Below are 16,870 nucleotides of genomic sequence, written 5' to 3' on the forward strand. Positions count from 1 at the left end.
GATTTAAAAGAGATTTCACACGCGATTAATGATTCCGTAATATGACTACAATTCCCTTTATTCGTCCCGCTATTTCTAGTGATGAAAACGCCATTTTAGTACTCCTAGAGGAGCTCGAAAATCGGGTATTTGATGCGGCAATTTTTACGCAAATTTTCCAAACCTATCTAGCGGATTCTCTGACCTTCCTGAAAGTGGCCGTTGCAGAAGACGAGCGCATTTGCGGTTTTATCTCTTGTAAAGGCCAGCCCCTTCTACACCACGAAGGGCTCGTATTTGAAATTCAGGAATTGATCGTGACCGCGTCACATCAGGGTAGGGGAGTGGGTCGTCAATTAATCGATGCACTGAAGCCTGAGCTATCTCGCTTAGGGGCTAAATCACTCGAGGTAACCTCGAATAAAAGACGCAAAGAAGCCCACGCATTCTATCAATCCGTGGGCTTCTTGAATTCACATGAAAAGTTTACGATTTACTTTTGACCTAGCTGCAAAGCCTGCTTGATTTTCGTAAATATATCGTAGTTATTGTAGATGCCTGCGAACGCCTCTGATCCAGGCCCGAAGGCAAAAACGGGGATCATTTGACCCGTATGCCCTTTCGTTGTGAAGGCACCTTTTACCTCGCCCGTTTTCATATTTCCACCCATCAAGGCAAATCCACCCGTTTCGTGATCAGCCGTAATCACCACTAAAGTTTCTTTGTTTTTAGCGGCAAAATCGAGTGCATAACCGATACTCTTATCGAAGTCCACCATCTCGGTAACTATGTAGTCAGCGTCATTTGCGTGTCCACCCCAATCGATCTGTGAACCCTCAATCATCACGAAGAATCCTTTCTTGTTTTGGCCTAAAATCTCTAGTGATTTTTTTGCCGAATACAAAAGGGCATCCCCTCTGCCTTCCATTACTTTAATCGGATTTTCCTCTGCGTACAAGGCCACTAATTTTCCTTTGTTTACGCCATCTAGAGCTAAATCTGAATGAACTTGGTAGCCTTTTTTACGCAAACTGTCTACTAGATTTAAACCATCTTTTCGCTTCTCGAAATACTTTCTGCCACCTCCTATCACCACATCGATATCGGTCTTTAAAAAGTCCCCTGCGATTTCTTCGTGCATCGAGCGCGTACGTTGATGAGCTATAAAAGAGGAAGGTGTGGCATCAGTAATATCACAAGTGCTCACTAGGCCCGTAGCAAGCCCTTTTTTCTCAGCCATTTCTAGTAAAGTCGTCGAAGGAACTTTCAAGGAATCCAATCCAATGGCTCCATTATAGGTTTGTTTCCCGGTGGCAAAGGCCGTTGCTCCCGCTGCTGAATCCGTCACATAATTATCAGATGCCTGGTTTTTGTGAAACCCTATTACCTTGATGCGTTCTAAATTTAAATGACCCCGATTAGCCGTTAGTCCAGCATAAATTTGGCTAACACCCATGCCGTCACCGATGAGAAAGATGACATTTTTGGGGGCTTTTTGGGCGAATAAATGGGCACTGATTAGGCAGAGTGCGAAGATTTTTTTCATGAGTATAATTTAGAAATGTATTCTGCGGTAAAGCCAGGGGAGGTTGTCATGCCTTTTCCACCTATGCCGTTAATGATATGAATGACATCGTCCACCACTTTCGTGTAGACCTCTGATTGCGTACCTTGTAAATAAAATCCAGCCCAAGTAGAATCTACAGTCCAATTGTCTAGGTTTGTAATTCGCTTTGCCTCCTGTAGCATCATATCATTGATCTCTGAGGATACTTCAAACCCAAAATTCGCTTGCTCATTCGCCGGCACATATTCATGGGAATCCCCTAAAATGATGGAGCCGTCATCTGCTTGTTTGAACAAAATGTGTATGCCTTTTTCCTGTAATACTTTCTGCTCTGAGGAGGTGTAGATTTTTTTAAATGAAGGGCAGGAATGAAAGCTTTCATATCTGCGAATCGTCAAGCCCGTTAAAATATTCGATTTCAAAATCTTCTTTTGCGGAGCTAATCGCATCATCTGCAATTTGCTAATTTTTAATTCAGCTGCGGGATAGTGTTCAGGGAGTAAAAATTGGGTATCGCGGCCATTAGCAAGGATTACTTGATCTCCCCAAAACGTTTGTTTTTTCGCTGTACTAATCATCGCAATACCGCGTTTTTTCTCCACGGCTACGACTGGGCATAAAGGATAATAATGTAATCCCAGGTGCTTAATCATAAATTCCCGCACACGGTGCACCATCACTAGGGGATTTAAAGAAGCTTCTTCAGGGATGAATAAGCCGCCTTTTACGTAGTCTTTTTTAAAATGGGGATTGATCTCTAGCGTTTCAGAAGCCGTGTACAAACGGGAGGTATAATCCCGGTCTTTGAACAGTTGAAACATCTCCTCTAACAAGGTCAATTCTTGGTCATCAGACGCGAGATACCAAGATCCATTCTTTACCACTGAAATATCCGTCTCTTCTTGAAGCTCTTTGTAAATTTTCAGCGATTTTCTGCCGTAATTAAACCAGGTATCTAGGGCTTGACCAGAGGGAACCGCCTGTCCAAAATTCCGGAAACTCGCCTCGTAAGGTTGTACATCCTTTTCTAAAAGCAAGACACTTTTTCCTTTTCTCAGCGCATGGTAAGCACAAAAAGTACCAATAATACCACCACCTACGATCACTAAATCGTATTTTCGATTCTTATACATAAGTTAAAACATCGGATATTTTCTCGATCAGTCCATCATTGGGATGTCCTTCTAATTGTTCACGTGTATGAGTGCCATTGCACACACCTAAAGCAATGCCTACGCCAGCATTTTTGCCGAAAGCTAAATCCACCGGAGTATCTCCTACGTTCAATACCTCCGACAGATTCGTAACGCCTAATTTTTCCATCGCATAGTAAATCATCGCAGGGGAAGGGCGACCTTCGCCGTTCACTTCATCCGGAGTAACGGAAAGATGAATACCTGAAGTCGCATCTAGGGAGGGAACCCAGCCTAAACGACCTAAAATGATATCCGCCACTTCGCGGTAAAATCCAGTGGTTAGCGCGATTTTAATTCCTTTCGCATGCAAGGCCTTAAACAATTCCAAGCAACCCTCTGTAGGATAGACAGGTTGCGTGCGGTAATGGTTTTCTAGAATCTCTTTGAAATCGGCATAGGACTTGGCAGCCAATTCCGTAATTCGCGGATCACCTTCGCCTATTTGTTCCGTCCATAACAGGGTAAAAACATAGAGTTTAGCATAGCCCTGCAAGGCTAATATGCGTTCGTCACTGGAATGCAACCCATTCTTCTGAGCGGCTAATTTAAAGCAATGTTCGACTTCGTGCTGGTCTAGGACGGTGGTGCCCGCCATGTCTAAAACGACTAATTTGATCTGATTCATATTCGAAATTAGTAAGTGTAGATTACATATAGGTTAAGCCGAAGTAACGAAATTGTTACGCTTTTAAAATAGCATTTTTCAAAGATTTTCTGGAGCTAAATTTGGTTTAAATCAAAGCCTTAACATAGACGTAATATGCCACAATTTTTCTTAACGATTTCTTATTTTTTTCCTCGAATCGCGTTTACATCATTCGTCTACTTTTGTGGCAAATATTAAATAAACAAACTCATATGAAAAACAATCTACAAATGGTTTTTGCTAAAATGAGCCCTAAATCGTTGATTTGGCTGGTTTTTGCAATGATTACTACGGTAAGTATGACCTCTTTTGGTCAATCTCGTAGTGTGAAGGGGACGGTTACTTCTTTAGAAGAGAAGGCGGGCATCCCGGGTGTCACTATCCGAGTTAAAGGAAGCACGAAAGGCTCCATGACGGATGCAAATGGTCAATATTCGATTGCCGTTTCAGGAAATGAAGTTTTACAATTTTCCATGATTGGCTACGCTGCGAAAGAAGTAGCCGTAGGAAATGTTTCGGAATTAAATGTCGTTCTAGCACAAGATCAAAAGCAATTACAAGAAGTAGTTGTGACGGCCTTAGGTATCAAGAAAGACGTTCGTAAAATAGGTGTGGCTATCCAAACAGTGGACGGAGCTAACACGATCAAAGCACGCGAGCCAAACGCAATCAACGCATTATCAGGTCGCGTAGCTGGTTTAACGATCGGTGCTCAGCCAGAATTATTACGTAAGCCGAATATCTCGTTACGTGGTAGCTCTACTGTTTTATATGTAGTAGATGGTGTACCTATTAACTCTGATACTTGGAATATCTCTGCAGATGATATCGAAACGTACTCGGTTTTAAAAGGAGCTTCAGCGTCTGCTTTATATGGTTTCCGTGGAAAGAACGGTGCGATCTTAATCACAACAAAACGTGGTTCAGCTGACAAGCGAGGTTTCTCAGTAGAAGTTAATTCATCTACTCAATTACAATCAGGTTTCTACGCGATTCCAGAAGTACAAGACGAATATGGTCCTGGTGATCACGGTTCTTATGCTTTCGGTGATGGAAAAGGGGGTGGTTTGAACGATGGTGACTACGATGGTGGTTGGGGTCCACGTTTTAACGGACAATTAATTCCTCAATACGATTCTCCAGTAGATCCTATCACTGGTAAGCGTGCAGGTACTCCTTGGGTCGCACGTGGTAAGGACAACTTAAAGCGTTTCTTAGAAACGGGTATCTTGTCTACTAACAACGTTTCAGTAGCGGCAACAGGTGAGAAATACAACTTGCGTTTCTCTACTTCTCATATCTATCAAAAAGGTATTGTACCTAATACCCAATTGAATATGACGAACTTCAACATTACGGCTGATTACAAGTTCTCAAACAAATTAAAGTTTGAGTCGAACTTACAATACAACCGTCAATACACGCCTAACATTCCAGATGTTAACTACGGTCCTAACTCGATTATCTATAACATCGTGTATTGGGCTGGAGCAGACTGGAGCATGGATGATATGCGTAACTACTGGCAAAAAGGCAAGGAAGGTGTTCAGCAAATCTATGCAGAATACCAACGTTATAATAACCCCTACTTCATGTCATACGAGTGGTTGCGTTCTCACTATAAGACTGATATCGTAGGCCAAGCAGCTTTACGTTATACCTTTAACGAAAACTTGAACTTATTAGCTCGTACGCAAGTAACGACTTGGGACATGGTTCGTACAGAGAAATTCCCTTATTCTGCGGGTACCTACGGTCGTGATGAGCGTCGTGGTGATTACCGTGAAGATCGTCGTAATTTATTCGAAAACAATACAGAATTATTGTTAACGTTTGACAAAGATTTGTTATCAGGCTTCAATACAAAAATCAATGCAGGTGCATCTCAACGCGTATTCCAATACAAGTCGATCTTTGCTTCAACGAACTATTTGAACGTTCCAGGTTTATATAACTTCTCGAACTCGGCTCTTCCGGTTCAAGTGGCAAACTTTGGTTCTGACATGAATGTTCTTTCTGCTTACTATTCTGCTGACTTTTCTTATAAGAAATATTTAACGGTGTTTGCTACAGGTCGCTTAGACAAATTATCTACTTTACCAGCTGGTAAGAACTCGTTCTTCTACCCTTCATTCGGAGCGGTTTCAGTTGTGTCAGACTATGTGAACTTACCAGAAGTTGTTTCCTTCTTGAAATTCCGTGGATCATTTGCCAATGTAAAAGATGGTTTAACATCATCAACGATTGATAACCGGGCAGGAACTTATTCTGGAGAAAATTATAACTCTCCATATGATGGTCCTTCCTACCAAAACAACACGGTTTACTCAACTGGTTTCTACTACAACAACCAAACGGGTGCTACGTACGGTAACGAATTAAGCAATCCGAACTTGAATCCATCTGAAACTTCTCAGACTGAATTTGGTATGGACTTACGTTTATTCAAAAACCGTATCGGAATCGATGCTGCTTATTTCATCTCGAATGACGGTCCTTCGATCTTCTCATTACCTATCTCTTCTACTTCAGGTTATACCTCTGCATTAGTGAATGGTATCAAGACTCAGAAGAAAGGGTATGAAATCTCTGTAACAGGAACGCCTATTCAAACAGCCGACTTTAGCTGGGATGTATTAGCTAACTACTCTACTTTCGAGCAAAGGTTGACTGAAATCTACCCAGGTATCACAAACTTAAATACGTTCTTAAAAGTGGGTGATCGTACGGATAGATTGTATGGTTCAGCTTTCGTACGTACACCAGATGGAAAAATTATTAATACTTCTGCCGGTGTTCCAGAAAGATTAACAGGAGCACAATCACAATTTTTGGGAAATACAAATCCAGACTTTGTTTTCGGCCTTAATAATAAATTCACCTATAAGAATGTGAGCTTAAGTATGTTGTTTGATGGTCGTATTGGTGGTGTTATCGTGAATTATACTCAACAACAAACCTACCGTGGTGGACGTCACATCGGAACGACACAAGGCATTTTCGCAGCTGCTCGTCCACAAGATGCTTTAGGTGTGAAGGCTTTTGTAGGTCAAGGTGTGGTAGTTTCAAACGGAGTTGCGATCAAGTATGATGCAAACGGTAAAGTAACGAACTACTCTGAATTACAATTCGCTCCTAACACGGTGAAGACCTTCGTACAAGACTACGTAAGTCGTTATTACAATACAAATGAAGGTAACTTAATGAGTCGTTCATTCGGAATGTTGAAAGAAGTAGTAGTAGGTGTGAAACTTCCCACTAAGTGGTTCGGAAAAGCAGTATCTGGTGCGAACGTATCTTTCGTAGGTCGTAACTTATTGTACTTCGCTGAGAAGAAAGATATTGACTTATCTCAATACATCACGGATGGAACTTCTGGTTCTCAAACTCCTTCTGTTAGAAGCTACGGAGTTAACTTAAACTTCACATTCTAATATTTTCATTTCTATAAATGTCACAAACAATGAAAGTTAAAAATATCATTTTAGGATTGTTAGGGTTCTCCTTACTTGCTTTAAGCAGTTGCGAGAAAACCTTCGATCAGTTAGAGAAAGACTCTAACCGCGCGGTACAGGTCCCTGCTTCTTTAGTGCTGCAGTCGATTGAATACAATATGATGAACGATAATGGTCGCCCATTCTCAGCAGAGATGCGTTGGAATCAGTTCTATTGCTCTAACTATAATTATTATGCAAATAATGAATATAATTTAGGCCAAATGCCCAACCAATATACAACGTTGAAAAACGTGGTAAAAATGGAAGAAGAAGCGAAGAAATTAGGTTTAGCTGATGTGAATGGTTATTCTGCCCTAGGCAAGTTCTTCCGCGCTTATTTCTTCGATCAAATGTCGAAGCGTGTGGGTGATTTACCCATGACGGATGCGTTAAAAGGAATTGCTAACACAGCCCCAAAGTACGATTCACAGAAAGTAATCTACGTTCAAATCTTGAAGTGGTTAGATGATGCAAATGCAGATATGACTACCTTGATTGCAAAAGGTGAGACAGTTTCAGGAGATTTCTATTTCGGTGGAGATTTGAAGAAATGGCAAAAAGTAGTGAACGCCTACCGTTTACGCGTATTGATTACCTTGTCTAAAAAAGATACGGATGCGGAATTAGGAGTGAAAGCGAAGTTTGCTGAAATGGTAGGTAACCAGACGAAGTATCCTCTTTTAGGATCGAACGCGGAGTCTTTACAATTTGTTTGGAACTCATTCAATAAGTATCCATCTAACCCAGATAACTTTGGTTTTGACGCGACACGTCAAAATATGGCGTCTACCTATGTGGGTTTCTTAACTTCAATTCAAGATCCACGCGTTATGGTAACCTGTGAGCCAGCTGGTTCGGATTTGAAAGCAGGTAAATTGCCATCCGACTACACGGCATACCGTGGAGCTGGTTCAGGTGATGCTATTGATGACATGGCAAAGAATGCAGGTCTTTCAAATGGAGCGGGTTTTGCGCCAGGTATCTATTCTTTCCAAAGTCGCTCTCGTTACTACCAAAACTACACAGGTGAAAATACATTCATCGTGGGATATCCTGAATTATGTTTCAACATCGCTGAAGGATATGCACGTGGTTGGGCTACAGGTTCTGCCGAGGATTGGTACAAGAAAGGTATCAAAGCTTCTCATGCATTCTATGGTATCGTAGAAGGAGCGAACACATTCACGTATTCTAAAACGGGTACAAGAGATGCGGCTGACCAAACGAAGTATTTAGTTAATTTTAACTTCGATACGTATTATGCACAGTCAGCTGTTGCTTATGATGCAACGAATGCTATCCAGAAAATCGTTTCTCAAAAATACGCTGCCTTCTTCATGAACTCAGGTATGGAAGCATATTTCAACTGGAGAAGAACAGGTTTCCCAGCATTCTCTTCAGGAGTAGGTAATGGAAACTCGAATCGTATCGCGCAACGTTGGATTTATCCAACCACTGAGCGTACGGCAAATGCGACAAACTACACAGCAGCGATCACTAGCCAATACGCTGGAAAAGATGACATCAACGATGTCATGTGGTTGAACAAATAATTGATGAAGTATAAATTAAAAAGTGGGGGACATTGTCCCCCCTTTTTTTAATCAGCCTAAAAATGAAAAAATTACTTTCTATAATCTTCTTGGGAGGACTTGTTTTTGCGTGTAAGCAAGAAAGCATGTTAGATGTGCAAAGTGATCCTCAAATTTATCAGTTTAAAGAAATTAGTTCGATTGCTCTTGGAGGCCTAGGTGCTTCTGAAATTTCGGCTTTTGATCCATCCACTAAAAAACTATTCGTCGTAAATAATTCATCAGTTAATAAAATTGATGTGTTAGACTACGCAAATCCAGCAAGCCCTAAATTAATTACCAGTATTCTCATGGCTCCTTATGGAGGTTTTGTGAATAGCGTTGCGGTGGCTAATGGAAAATTAGCGGCAGCTATTGAAGCAACAAATAAGCAATCAAATGGTAAATGTGTCATTTTTAATACGTCAGATTTATCTGAAATCAAACAAGTGACTGTAGGAGCTTTGCCGGATATGGTTACCTTCTCTCCGGATGGTAATATAATATTGACAGCAAACGAAGGAGAGCCTTCGGACGATTATACAGTAGATCCAGAGGGCTCTATTTCAATTATTTCGATTAATGCGGGTTACGCGGTAAAAACCTTAAATTTTGCCGGATTCGAATCATATGCTGCCATTTTAAAGGCAAAAGGTTTTCGTGTTTTTGGTAAAGGGGCAACGCTAACAAAAGATGTGGAGCCAGAATATATCACGATTTCAGCAGATTCTAAAACTGCTTGGGTGACTTTACAAGAAAATAACGCGATTGCTAAAGTCGATCTTAACACACAAAATATTACCGATGTTTTCCCACTCGGATTCAAAGACTATAGTACCATAAATAATGCATTCGATTTTAGTGATAAGGATTCGAAGGTATTATTCTCTTCTTACGCAAAAATCAAGGGAATTTATATGCCGGATGCCATCGCTGTGTATGAAAAAGAGGGCATTCCTTATTTGTTTACCGCGAATGAAGGGGATGCAAGAGAGTATGCTGCTTTTGCAGAAATCAAACGCGTAAAGGATATCAAATTAGATTACAATAATTTCGTTACGGGTGATGCATTAAAATTAGAACCTGCTTTAGGGCGCTTAAATATCACAACGACGTTAGGTGATACAGACGGTGACGGAGATTTTGATGAGTTATACTCCTTAGGCGGAAGATCCATGAGTGTATGGAATGGTTTAACCGGAAAGCAAGTTTTCGACACAGATAATGAAATTGATCATCGCTCCATTCTTGCAGGACTTTATGACGATGCAAGATCAGATGACAAAGGCTCTGAACCGGAAGGAATTGCGGTAGGTAAGATAGGCTCACGCATGTATGCTTTCGTGGGATGTGAGCGTACGGATGCTGTCATGATTTACGACATCACTATACCGACTCTTCCCTTGTATAAAATGACTTTGAAGACGGGTGATGCTCCTGAGGGAATCATCTTTATTCCGGCTGAAAAAAGTCCAAATGGCTTACCTCTACTCGTAGTTTCTTCTGAGAATGATGGAGTGGTGAAAGCATTTTCTCCCATTCAATAATTAGTGATTAAACACATGAAAAACTTACAAACTTTAGTTTTAGCAATCATTGGATTACTAAGCTTTCAAACCATTCAAGCGCAAGTTATTCAAGGTAAAATTGTCGCGAAAGACGGGGCTTTACCAGGTGCTACCGTACGAATTAAAGGGTCGAACCAAGCGGCCATTTCCTCTGAACAAGGTGATTTTCGATTAAATGCAGCGAAGGCTAGTCAGCTTACTTTGCATTTTTCGTTTATCGGTTATGCAGATTTAGATACGACTATTAGTGTTCCGGCATCCGGAGTTTCTTTGGGAAATATTCTTTTAAAACCTGCGAATAGTACGTTAGGAGAAGTGATTGTTACCGGTTTCGTAGCCGGTTCACAATCAAAGGCTTATAGCATTAAGAAAAATGCCTTGGCAATAATGGATGTAGTTGTGGCTGATGCCATCGGTAAATTACCAGATCGTAATGCAGCAGAGGCCATTCAACGTATTCAAGGAGTTGCTGTTGCGAGATACCATGGAGAAGCGGATCAAGCTACGGTTCGTGGAACCCCTTTTTCGTGGACTTCTACTTTATTCAATGGTAGCCGTTTGCCTTCAGCCTCTGTATATGGTACGCGTGCCTCTATTTTAGATGCGGTTCCCTCAGAAATGATTCAACGAGTAGAGGTTTCGAAAGCCTTAACTCCGGATATGGAGGCTGATGCCATCGGTGGCTCCATCAATTTTGTTACTAAGACGGCTCCTACCAAACGAGTTTTTAATGTAAGTGCAGCTGGAGGCTATAACGCCTTCTCTCAGAACGGTACAACAAATGGTTCATTAACGTATGGTGATCGTTTTTTTGGAGGAAAGCTAGGGATAATTCTTACGGGAGCATTTTGGGATCGTAATTGGGGAACAGACTCCTATGACGTTTCTTACAATACGGGATCTGCCATTGCTTTAGATCGAACTTCGATTAATAGCATCATGTTTAAGCGTTACATGGGTAAGCGCCAAACCTCCGGATTGACTTTTGGAATCGAATATAAATTCAATAATAATCACAAGATATTCTCACGTGGACTTTGGGATAAATTCGATGATATTCGTCCAGTACATGAATCGTATGTTGACTATACGAATAAAAGATACCAATACAACTATCGTTATTCTCATTACCAAACAGCGTTAAATGGATTTGAGGTAGGTGGAGAACACTACTTCGGCGATAAGTTAAAAGTAGACTGGTTAGCATCCGATTACCATACAAAGTTCTTTCTAGAAACCCCTTCTACAAACGGAACAAAGGGCTTACCGATTGCCACATTCCGTCAAAGAATTAATGGAGGATTCATTGGTCTCTCTTCTAATGGAAAAAAATATTGGAATTTCGATTCCCCAGATGGTATTGGTCAAGATCCTATGTTGTTTGACCCTATGTTAGGTAATGCAGCAGAGGTGATGGATCCTTCAAAATTGACTTTGCAACAGTTAGTTATTTATGGTTTAAATACGGAGGAAGCAGATAAAAATCTTCAAGTAAATTTCTCTCATGAGACCTCCGAAAAATTGAAATTAAAGGCTGGTCTTAAATTTCGTTCTAAATCTCGTGATGCCTCCTTTGGCACAACGGCGGTTTGGGTTCCTAATGCTGCATTGGGTATTCCAGGTTCTCCAGCCTTAGTACCCTTATCTTCTTTAACAAGAGAGGAATTTCCGATAGGTGCAGGGTATTTCAATGAGTTGGAATTAGATTACTCTAATATGATTATGAAGCCTTTAACGCCTCAAGCTTTATTTGATTTATATAGCTCCGCTGCATTGACAGCTAATGGAATGCGCGATGTGTCGCCTGCTTCTAATGCCACTTTAAAGTACAAAGCGACAGAATCCGTAGCGTCGGCTTACGTAATGGGCGAGTATAAAGTAGCGGAAAATATCACCCTAGTAGGAGGTTTAAGAAGCGAAACAACTTTCTTAAGCTTGGATGGAAATAAATTATCTGCCACGAAAGTAGGAACCACTACAACAAACACCGTGACTCCCATCAAGCAAGAAAATCAATACACGAATCTCTTGCCTATGTTCCACGCTAAGATGGCTTTGAACGAGAAATCAAATTTGCGTTTTGCTTACACAAGCACGTTCTCAAGAGCTAATTTTTCGGATTTAAATCCAGGAGAAAATATTGATATGACGCAATCAATCCCGACGATTTCACGAGGAAATACAGCCTTGAAGCCTACAAAATCTCAAAATTTTGATTTAATGTATGAGCATTACTTCGATAATTTAGGAATTGTATCTGGCGGTTTGTTCTACAAAAAACTACAAGATATTGTTTTCTCTAATCGTAGTATTGAAACTATTTCAGGTACAAATTATGTATTAACGCAAGCGACCAACATTTCAGATGGCAACCTTTTTGGTTTTGAAGTGGGTGTGAACAAACGATTAAACTTCTTACCTGGATTTTTAAGTGGCTTAGGTGTAGAAGCAAATTATACGTACATCCAAAGCGAAGCAAAAGTGCCCGTGATAGGCACGAGCCGTTATGATGTAACAGAATTGCCGAATCAGTCTAAGCACCTATATAATGCCATCTTATTCTATGAAAAGAATGGTGTTATGATACGTTTAGCGGGCAACTTCCGTGGAGCCTCATTAGAAACTATTAATCAGTCTTTAGGGAAAGATTTTTATACCTATACGGGTAAAAACTTCACGCTAGATGCTTCTGCAAGTGTTCAAGTGAGTAAGCGAATTAAAGCCTTTGTCGAGCTAAATAACTTGAACAACGAGCCATTAAAAACATATTTGGGTGACGAACGTCGTGTTACGATGGTAGAATGGTACTCTAGCAGAGGACAAGCTGGTATACGTTGGGAACTTTTTTAATTTAAGAGGATGCTTAGAACACTAGTCGTATTTTTATTTTTTTCGCTCTCACTACAAGCGCAGGTAGTCGATAGTTTGCAGCGTAAGGTATTTTTAACGGGTGCCCAAAATTTTAGGGACTTGGGTGGTTACAAAACGGCTGACGGAGGGCGAGTTAAGTGGGGGAGAGTTTATCGTTCCGCAGATTTGTCAAAACTGACGCCAGAGGATTTAACTCAATTAGTCGACCGTAAAATTAAAGTTGTTGTTGATTTTAGAGGTCCTGTCGAAATCAAGCAGGCACCTGATAAATTGCCTGTAGGAGCAAAATACGTAAATCTGCCAGCAGGAAGTGGTCAGGTAAATCCGAATTCGGTCTTTTTAAAATTAAAAACCGCTGCTGATACAGATTCAATGATGCGTTCATTTTATGGACTAAACGATTCGTTAGCTTTTCGCTACAAGCCGTTTTTCGCAGAACTAGTAAAGGCAGAGGAAGGCACAAACGTGTTATTTCATTGTACTGCTGGAAAGGATCGCACAGGCATGGGGGCAGCATTATTGCTCACAGTCTTAGGAGTTTCTAGAGACCAGGTAATAGCTGATTTTTTAGCGTCTAATTATTACCGCCAAGATGAGAATCGTAAAATGATTCCTCGACTAAAATCAATGGGTTTTACGGAGGAAATGGTGTTGGATTTGATGGGAGTGAAAGAGAGCTACCTACAAGTAACGTTCCATACTATTGAAAAGAAATACGGTTCAATTGAAAAATATTTAGAAGTTGAATTAGGCGTAGGTAAGCCTGAAATAAGCAAATTAAAGAAGCTGTTTACAGAAAAAATTTAGCGATGAAGGAGTAAAAAAAAGGGGAGACAATGTCTCCCCTTTTTTTATGTTATCTCAATTTATTTCTTTGTTCTAGGAGCACGGGCTTTCGGTTTTGCCGGCGCCTTTGCAGCGGGAGCTTTCGCTGCTGTTGATTTTTTTGCTGCAGCTGGTGCAGCTGGTTTTTCTTTAGCGATTAAGGAAGCAAGTAATTTAGCTTTTGCTACTTTTTTGCTCTCCTTTGACTTTTTTTTTGCGTCTTTCTCTGCTTTCTTAGCTGCAGCTTTTGCCGCTTTCTCTTTCGCTTTAGCAGCCTCTTTCTCTTGTTCTGCGATTAACTTGCTATATTTTTTTACGATTGAAGAAACAGATTTTGTCGTTTCGTTAAGTACTTTCTTCGCATTTTTCTCTGAAAGTCCGTTCAATTTAGGCAAAATAGCTTGTGCTACTTGGTCAATTAGTTTTTTGTTGTCCTCACTCATACAGGTTTTATTTAATGTGATGATCAAAACTATGTAAAGAAATTGTTAAATAAAATTAATCTATGTTAACATTTACATAACATTGAAAAATTTAACATTGGAAATTAAGCCGGTGCGCTGAATTTCAGCCCTACAATCCCGGTAATAATGAGGGTAAGGAAGAAGAATTCGGACAGGTTTGTTGGATTTTTTAAGATAAAAATATCGCACATTTTGATCAAAATCAGGGAAACGGAGGTCCAGGTAGCTATCGCAATGGTCATGGGGATAGTCTTCATGGATAAGGAGAGGAAATAGATATTAGATCCCCCTAGGCCTAAATAAAGAAGTAAATAGCCAAATTGTACCCCTACGGCAGAACTAAGTAATGGATTTTCAACAATGGCATTCTTTAGAGCACCTAAATCTAGCTTACGCAAAGAAAAAGTCCAGGCAGCCTCTAATCCTGAGGCCATTAATAAATAAATCCAAGGTTTAAGCATAAGGGGTATACTGGTTCGTGAAGCGGCCATCGGCATAAAGATCGATGATCGCATATCCGGGTTTTGTTTGCTGGTAATTTCCAGCCCACCATGCTCCACTTACAGCACCATTACAACAATAGGTGACACCGTTGTATTCTACTTTATCTAAGAGGTGAATATGTCCCGAAATAGCTAATTTAACGTTTGGATGCTTAAGGAACAAATTTTTCAATTCATGTGCATCTTCATGCATCCAGCGTCCTGGCACATTCCACTGGTTATTTTCAAAACGATTACCATCGAAGAAGATACAAGCAGCTAGAATCGGAATATGGCTTACGATTAATACGGGTTTGAAAGAAGGGATTGAATTTAACTCATTCTTCAGCCAGTGCATTTGGGCTTCATCAATTTTTCCCGTATACCATTTGCCCTCATGATTCGGGCTGATACTATCCAAGCTGATTAAATGCCAGGCCCCAAGATTTTTCGAATAATAGAAATCGGACTCTTGAATTTTATCTAAAGCAAATTTTTTCCCGTCCAGGATACTCTCTGGGCTTTCATTTTTCACCCAAATATCGTGGTTGCCTAGTGACTGCACAATCGGAATCGAGAGTTCTTTTTCAACCACTTCACTCCATAAGCGCCACTGTTTTTCCGCTACTGATCTGCCACCTCTGTGCGCATCCATAATGGCGTCGCCACTATTGATAATTAAATCGGGTTTATCAGGAAGGGATTGAATATGGTCCAAACATCTAGAAAAGCCTTTTGCAGCCCCAATTAAAGGCATCATATGCACGTCTGTAATGTGTGCAATTCGAAAAGGTTTGTCAGGAGAGGAGGGGGTTTTTGCATTACCTACGAGCGGTAAGCTGAGAGCACCTAGACCTAAGCCTAGTGTTTGAAGAAGGGATCTTCTGTTCATTTATAACACATCAACTGTTTACCAAAATTCCTCTTTTTTCTCCCGAATTAGATGTTTAAATTATCATGTTTTTGTTAAGAGATTGTCAATAAAAAAGGCGAACCTAACGATTCGCCTTTTTATATATGATCATTTTCGTTTTTATCTAGACCAACGGAATCTTCTGCGTCCTAACATGCCAGACAAACCCGTTCCTTGATTCTTTTCGAAGTTTGCCACATAGACTGGTTGAGCAATCAAATCACGTAAATGGCCCGCCATTAAACGCTGTGATTGTGCTACCCACTCTTGGTATTGGTCTTTCACAGAAACGTGTGTAGGTAAGTATTTTTTGAAGATACCTAGGTCAAATGTAGTTGCACCAATTCCAGCACCGGACAAGGCTCCATCATGCGCGTTGATCATCTGCTCGATGTGGTTAGGCACCGGAACCATCATGGCAGGCTTTCCTAAATACATCGCTTCAGCCACTGACTCAAAACCAGCGGTGGAAATGAGGCCAGCGCATTCCGTCATTTTGGCCAAATAATTCTCTGCATCAATCGGATGAAAAGTCAAGGAGTCTGAATAGTGATACGTCTCTTTGCGGGCTGGATTATCCCAAAAACAATCCAATTTTACCTCCGGATTCGCGTTAGACCAGTTCATGATATCCTCCGATAAACGGAAGTGCGTTAGATAGGCTAACCAACGCTCCCCTGCTTTTGGAACAATATTCTTAACCTGTTGACGCAATAATGGGGGGACAACTTCGATCTTCTCGTCATTTTCGATCGGACGGAAAGATAAGCCTAGTAATTTCTTAGAACCAATAGAGGTAATCAACGTGTTCATATTCAATAGAATACGATCAATCTTCTTCTCTGCGATACTCTCGAAGTTCTTATTTAATAGTAAGTATTGGTGACCCACAGACATCGTCGGGATCTTTGAACCCGATTTCAACTTGTAAAGCCCGGTAATTGACTCATAAAAGTTCACAATTCCATCTGGTTGTAACTCTTCAATGAATTCTTCAAGTTGTGTGGCGCTATTCCAAAAAGTCTTGAAATTCGTGAACGCCTGTGCCGCCGTTTTAAATAGCTGCACTGATTTTCCATTGCCAAAAATAATGGATGGACTTTCGTATTGTAAAATAGGGGTATCTCCGATGAAATCTAAGAAAAACGAAGGAATCTTACGGCCTTGGAATGATCCCACAGCGTAACCAATCACTTCATGTCCTGCCTCGCGCGCGATTTGAGTAAAAGAGATCGCTTGCGTTAAATGACCTCGACCTTCACCTTGTACGGTAAATATGAATTTTCCCATC

The 16,870-nt window shown here is 40.7% G+C and carries 13 protein-coding genes; 6 read left to right on the plus strand and 7 right to left on the minus strand.

The genetic code is table 11. From position 1 onward, the window contains the following. Positions 1–41: 41 nt before the first annotated feature. Positions 42–482 (plus strand): GNAT family N-acetyltransferase, encoded by a 441-nt coding sequence (locus V7S74_RS07310; RefSeq protein ID WP_406778122.1) that lies wholly within the window; start codon positions 42–44, stop codon positions 480–482. Here the strand turns inward: V7S74_RS07310 and V7S74_RS07315 are convergent. Genes V7S74_RS07315 through V7S74_RS07325 form a run of 3 tightly spaced genes read right to left on the minus strand, consistent with a single transcriptional unit; the run spans position 473 to position 3,367 of the window. Further along, entirely contained in the window at positions 473–1,525 is a 1,053-nt protein-coding gene (locus V7S74_RS07315) for an alkaline phosphatase (RefSeq protein ID WP_406778123.1), read from the minus strand. The two genes, V7S74_RS07310 and V7S74_RS07315, sit on opposite strands and share 10 nt — an antisense overlap. Next, positions 1,522–2,679: a TIGR03364 family FAD-dependent oxidoreductase gene (locus V7S74_RS07320; RefSeq protein WP_406778124.1), complete on the minus strand. Its 1,158-nt coding sequence runs from the start codon at positions 2,677–2,679 to the stop codon at positions 1,522–1,524. The genes V7S74_RS07315 and V7S74_RS07320 overlap by 4 nt, the downstream gene beginning before the upstream one ends. Further along, on the minus strand, positions 2,672–3,367 hold the full coding sequence (locus tag V7S74_RS07325; RefSeq protein ID WP_406778125.1) for an HAD family hydrolase: 696 nt from the start codon (positions 3,365–3,367) through the stop codon (positions 2,672–2,674). Before V7S74_RS07325 ends, V7S74_RS07320 begins: the two co-directional genes overlap by 8 nt. A 233-nt stretch (positions 3,368–3,600) precedes the next feature. Between V7S74_RS07325 and V7S74_RS07330 the strand changes: the two genes are divergently transcribed. The 5 genes from V7S74_RS07330 (at position 3,601) to V7S74_RS07350 (ending at position 13,702) form a co-directional block, all read left to right on the plus strand. Then, the gene (locus tag V7S74_RS07330; RefSeq protein ID WP_406778126.1) at positions 3,601–6,822 is read left to right on the plus strand and encodes a SusC/RagA family TonB-linked outer membrane protein; all 3,222 of its coding nucleotides are present in this window, start codon (positions 3,601–3,603) and stop codon (positions 6,820–6,822) included. A 29-nt stretch (positions 6,823–6,851) separates the two neighbouring features. Beyond that, positions 6,852–8,438: a SusD/RagB family nutrient-binding outer membrane lipoprotein gene (locus tag V7S74_RS07335; protein ID WP_406778127.1), complete on the plus strand. Its 1,587-nt coding sequence runs from the start codon at positions 6,852–6,854 to the stop codon at positions 8,436–8,438. Between the two features lie 62 nt (positions 8,439–8,500). Then, positions 8,501–10,003: a choice-of-anchor I family protein gene (locus V7S74_RS07340; protein ID WP_406778128.1), complete on the plus strand. Its 1,503-nt coding sequence runs from the start codon at positions 8,501–8,503 to the stop codon at positions 10,001–10,003. A 15-nt stretch (positions 10,004–10,018) separates the two neighbouring features. Beyond that, positions 10,019–12,874: a TonB-dependent receptor gene (locus V7S74_RS07345; protein ID WP_406778129.1), complete on the plus strand. Its 2,856-nt coding sequence runs from the start codon at positions 10,019–10,021 to the stop codon at positions 12,872–12,874. A gap of 9 nt (positions 12,875–12,883) precedes the next feature. Then, on the plus strand, positions 12,884–13,702 hold the full coding sequence (locus V7S74_RS07350; RefSeq protein ID WP_406778130.1) for a tyrosine-protein phosphatase: 819 nt from the start codon (positions 12,884–12,886) through the stop codon (positions 13,700–13,702). Positions 13,703–13,761: 59 nt separating this feature from the next. On the opposite strand, the gene V7S74_RS07355 is transcribed toward V7S74_RS07350, so the two are convergent. The 4 genes from V7S74_RS07355 to V7S74_RS07370 all read right to left on the minus strand — a co-directional run bounded on the left by V7S74_RS07355 (position 13,762) and on the right by V7S74_RS07370 (position 16,869). Then, entirely contained in the window at positions 13,762–14,163 is a 402-nt protein-coding gene (locus V7S74_RS07355; protein ID WP_406778131.1) for a hypothetical protein, read from the minus strand. A 104-nt stretch (positions 14,164–14,267) separates the two neighbouring features. Then, positions 14,268–14,645 carry a DMT family transporter gene (locus tag V7S74_RS07360; RefSeq protein ID WP_406778132.1) on the minus strand — a complete coding sequence of 126 codons (378 nt, stop codon included), beginning with the start codon at positions 14,643–14,645 and terminating at the stop codon, positions 14,268–14,270. After that, positions 14,638–15,558: a metallophosphoesterase family protein gene (locus V7S74_RS07365; protein ID WP_406778133.1), complete on the minus strand. Its 921-nt coding sequence runs from the start codon at positions 15,556–15,558 to the stop codon at positions 14,638–14,640. The genes V7S74_RS07360 and V7S74_RS07365 overlap by 8 nt, the downstream gene beginning before the upstream one ends. Before the next feature lie 141 nt (positions 15,559–15,699). Continuing rightward, on the minus strand, positions 15,700–16,869 hold the full coding sequence (locus tag V7S74_RS07370; RefSeq protein ID WP_406778134.1) for a glycosyltransferase family protein: 1,170 nt from the start codon (positions 16,867–16,869) through the stop codon (positions 15,700–15,702). Between the last annotated feature and the right edge of the window lies 1 nt (position 16,870).

The sequence above is a fragment of the Aquirufa novilacunae genome (assembly GCF_045310505.1).
Classification (GTDB): Bacteria; Bacteroidota; Bacteroidia; order Cytophagales; family Spirosomataceae; genus Aquirufa; species Aquirufa novilacunae.

Coding starts and splice junctions, on each gene's coding strand:
- V7S74_RS07310 (WP_406778122.1), top strand. CDS start 42: ATGACTACAATTCCCTTTATTCGTCCCGCTATTTCTAGTGATGAAAAC.
- V7S74_RS07315 (WP_406778123.1), bottom strand. CDS start 1,525: ATGAAAAAAATCTTCGCACTCTGCCTAATCAGTGCCCATTTATTCGCC.
- V7S74_RS07320 (WP_406778124.1), bottom strand. CDS start 2,679: ATGTATAAGAATCGAAAATACGATTTAGTGATCGTAGGTGGTGGTATT.
- V7S74_RS07325 (WP_406778125.1), bottom strand. CDS start 3,367: ATGAATCAGATCAAATTAGTCGTTTTAGACATGGCGGGCACCACCGTC.
- V7S74_RS07330 (WP_406778126.1), top strand. CDS start 3,601: ATGAAAAACAATCTACAAATGGTTTTTGCTAAAATGAGCCCTAAATCG.
- V7S74_RS07335 (WP_406778127.1), top strand. CDS start 6,852: ATGAAAGTTAAAAATATCATTTTAGGATTGTTAGGGTTCTCCTTACTT.
- V7S74_RS07340 (WP_406778128.1), top strand. CDS start 8,501: ATGAAAAAATTACTTTCTATAATCTTCTTGGGAGGACTTGTTTTTGCG.
- V7S74_RS07345 (WP_406778129.1), top strand. CDS start 10,019: ATGAAAAACTTACAAACTTTAGTTTTAGCAATCATTGGATTACTAAGC.
- V7S74_RS07350 (WP_406778130.1), top strand. CDS start 12,884: ATGCTTAGAACACTAGTCGTATTTTTATTTTTTTCGCTCTCACTACAA.
- V7S74_RS07355 (WP_406778131.1), bottom strand. CDS start 14,163: ATGAGTGAGGACAACAAAAAACTAATTGACCAAGTAGCACAAGCTATT.
- V7S74_RS07360 (WP_406778132.1), bottom strand. CDS start 14,645: ATGCTTAAACCTTGGATTTATTTATTAATGGCCTCAGGATTAGAGGCT.
- V7S74_RS07365 (WP_406778133.1), bottom strand. CDS start 15,558: ATGAACAGAAGATCCCTTCTTCAAACACTAGGCTTAGGTCTAGGTGCT.
- V7S74_RS07370 (WP_406778134.1), bottom strand. CDS start 16,869: ATGGGAAAATTCATATTTACCGTACAAGGTGAAGGTCGAGGTCATTTA.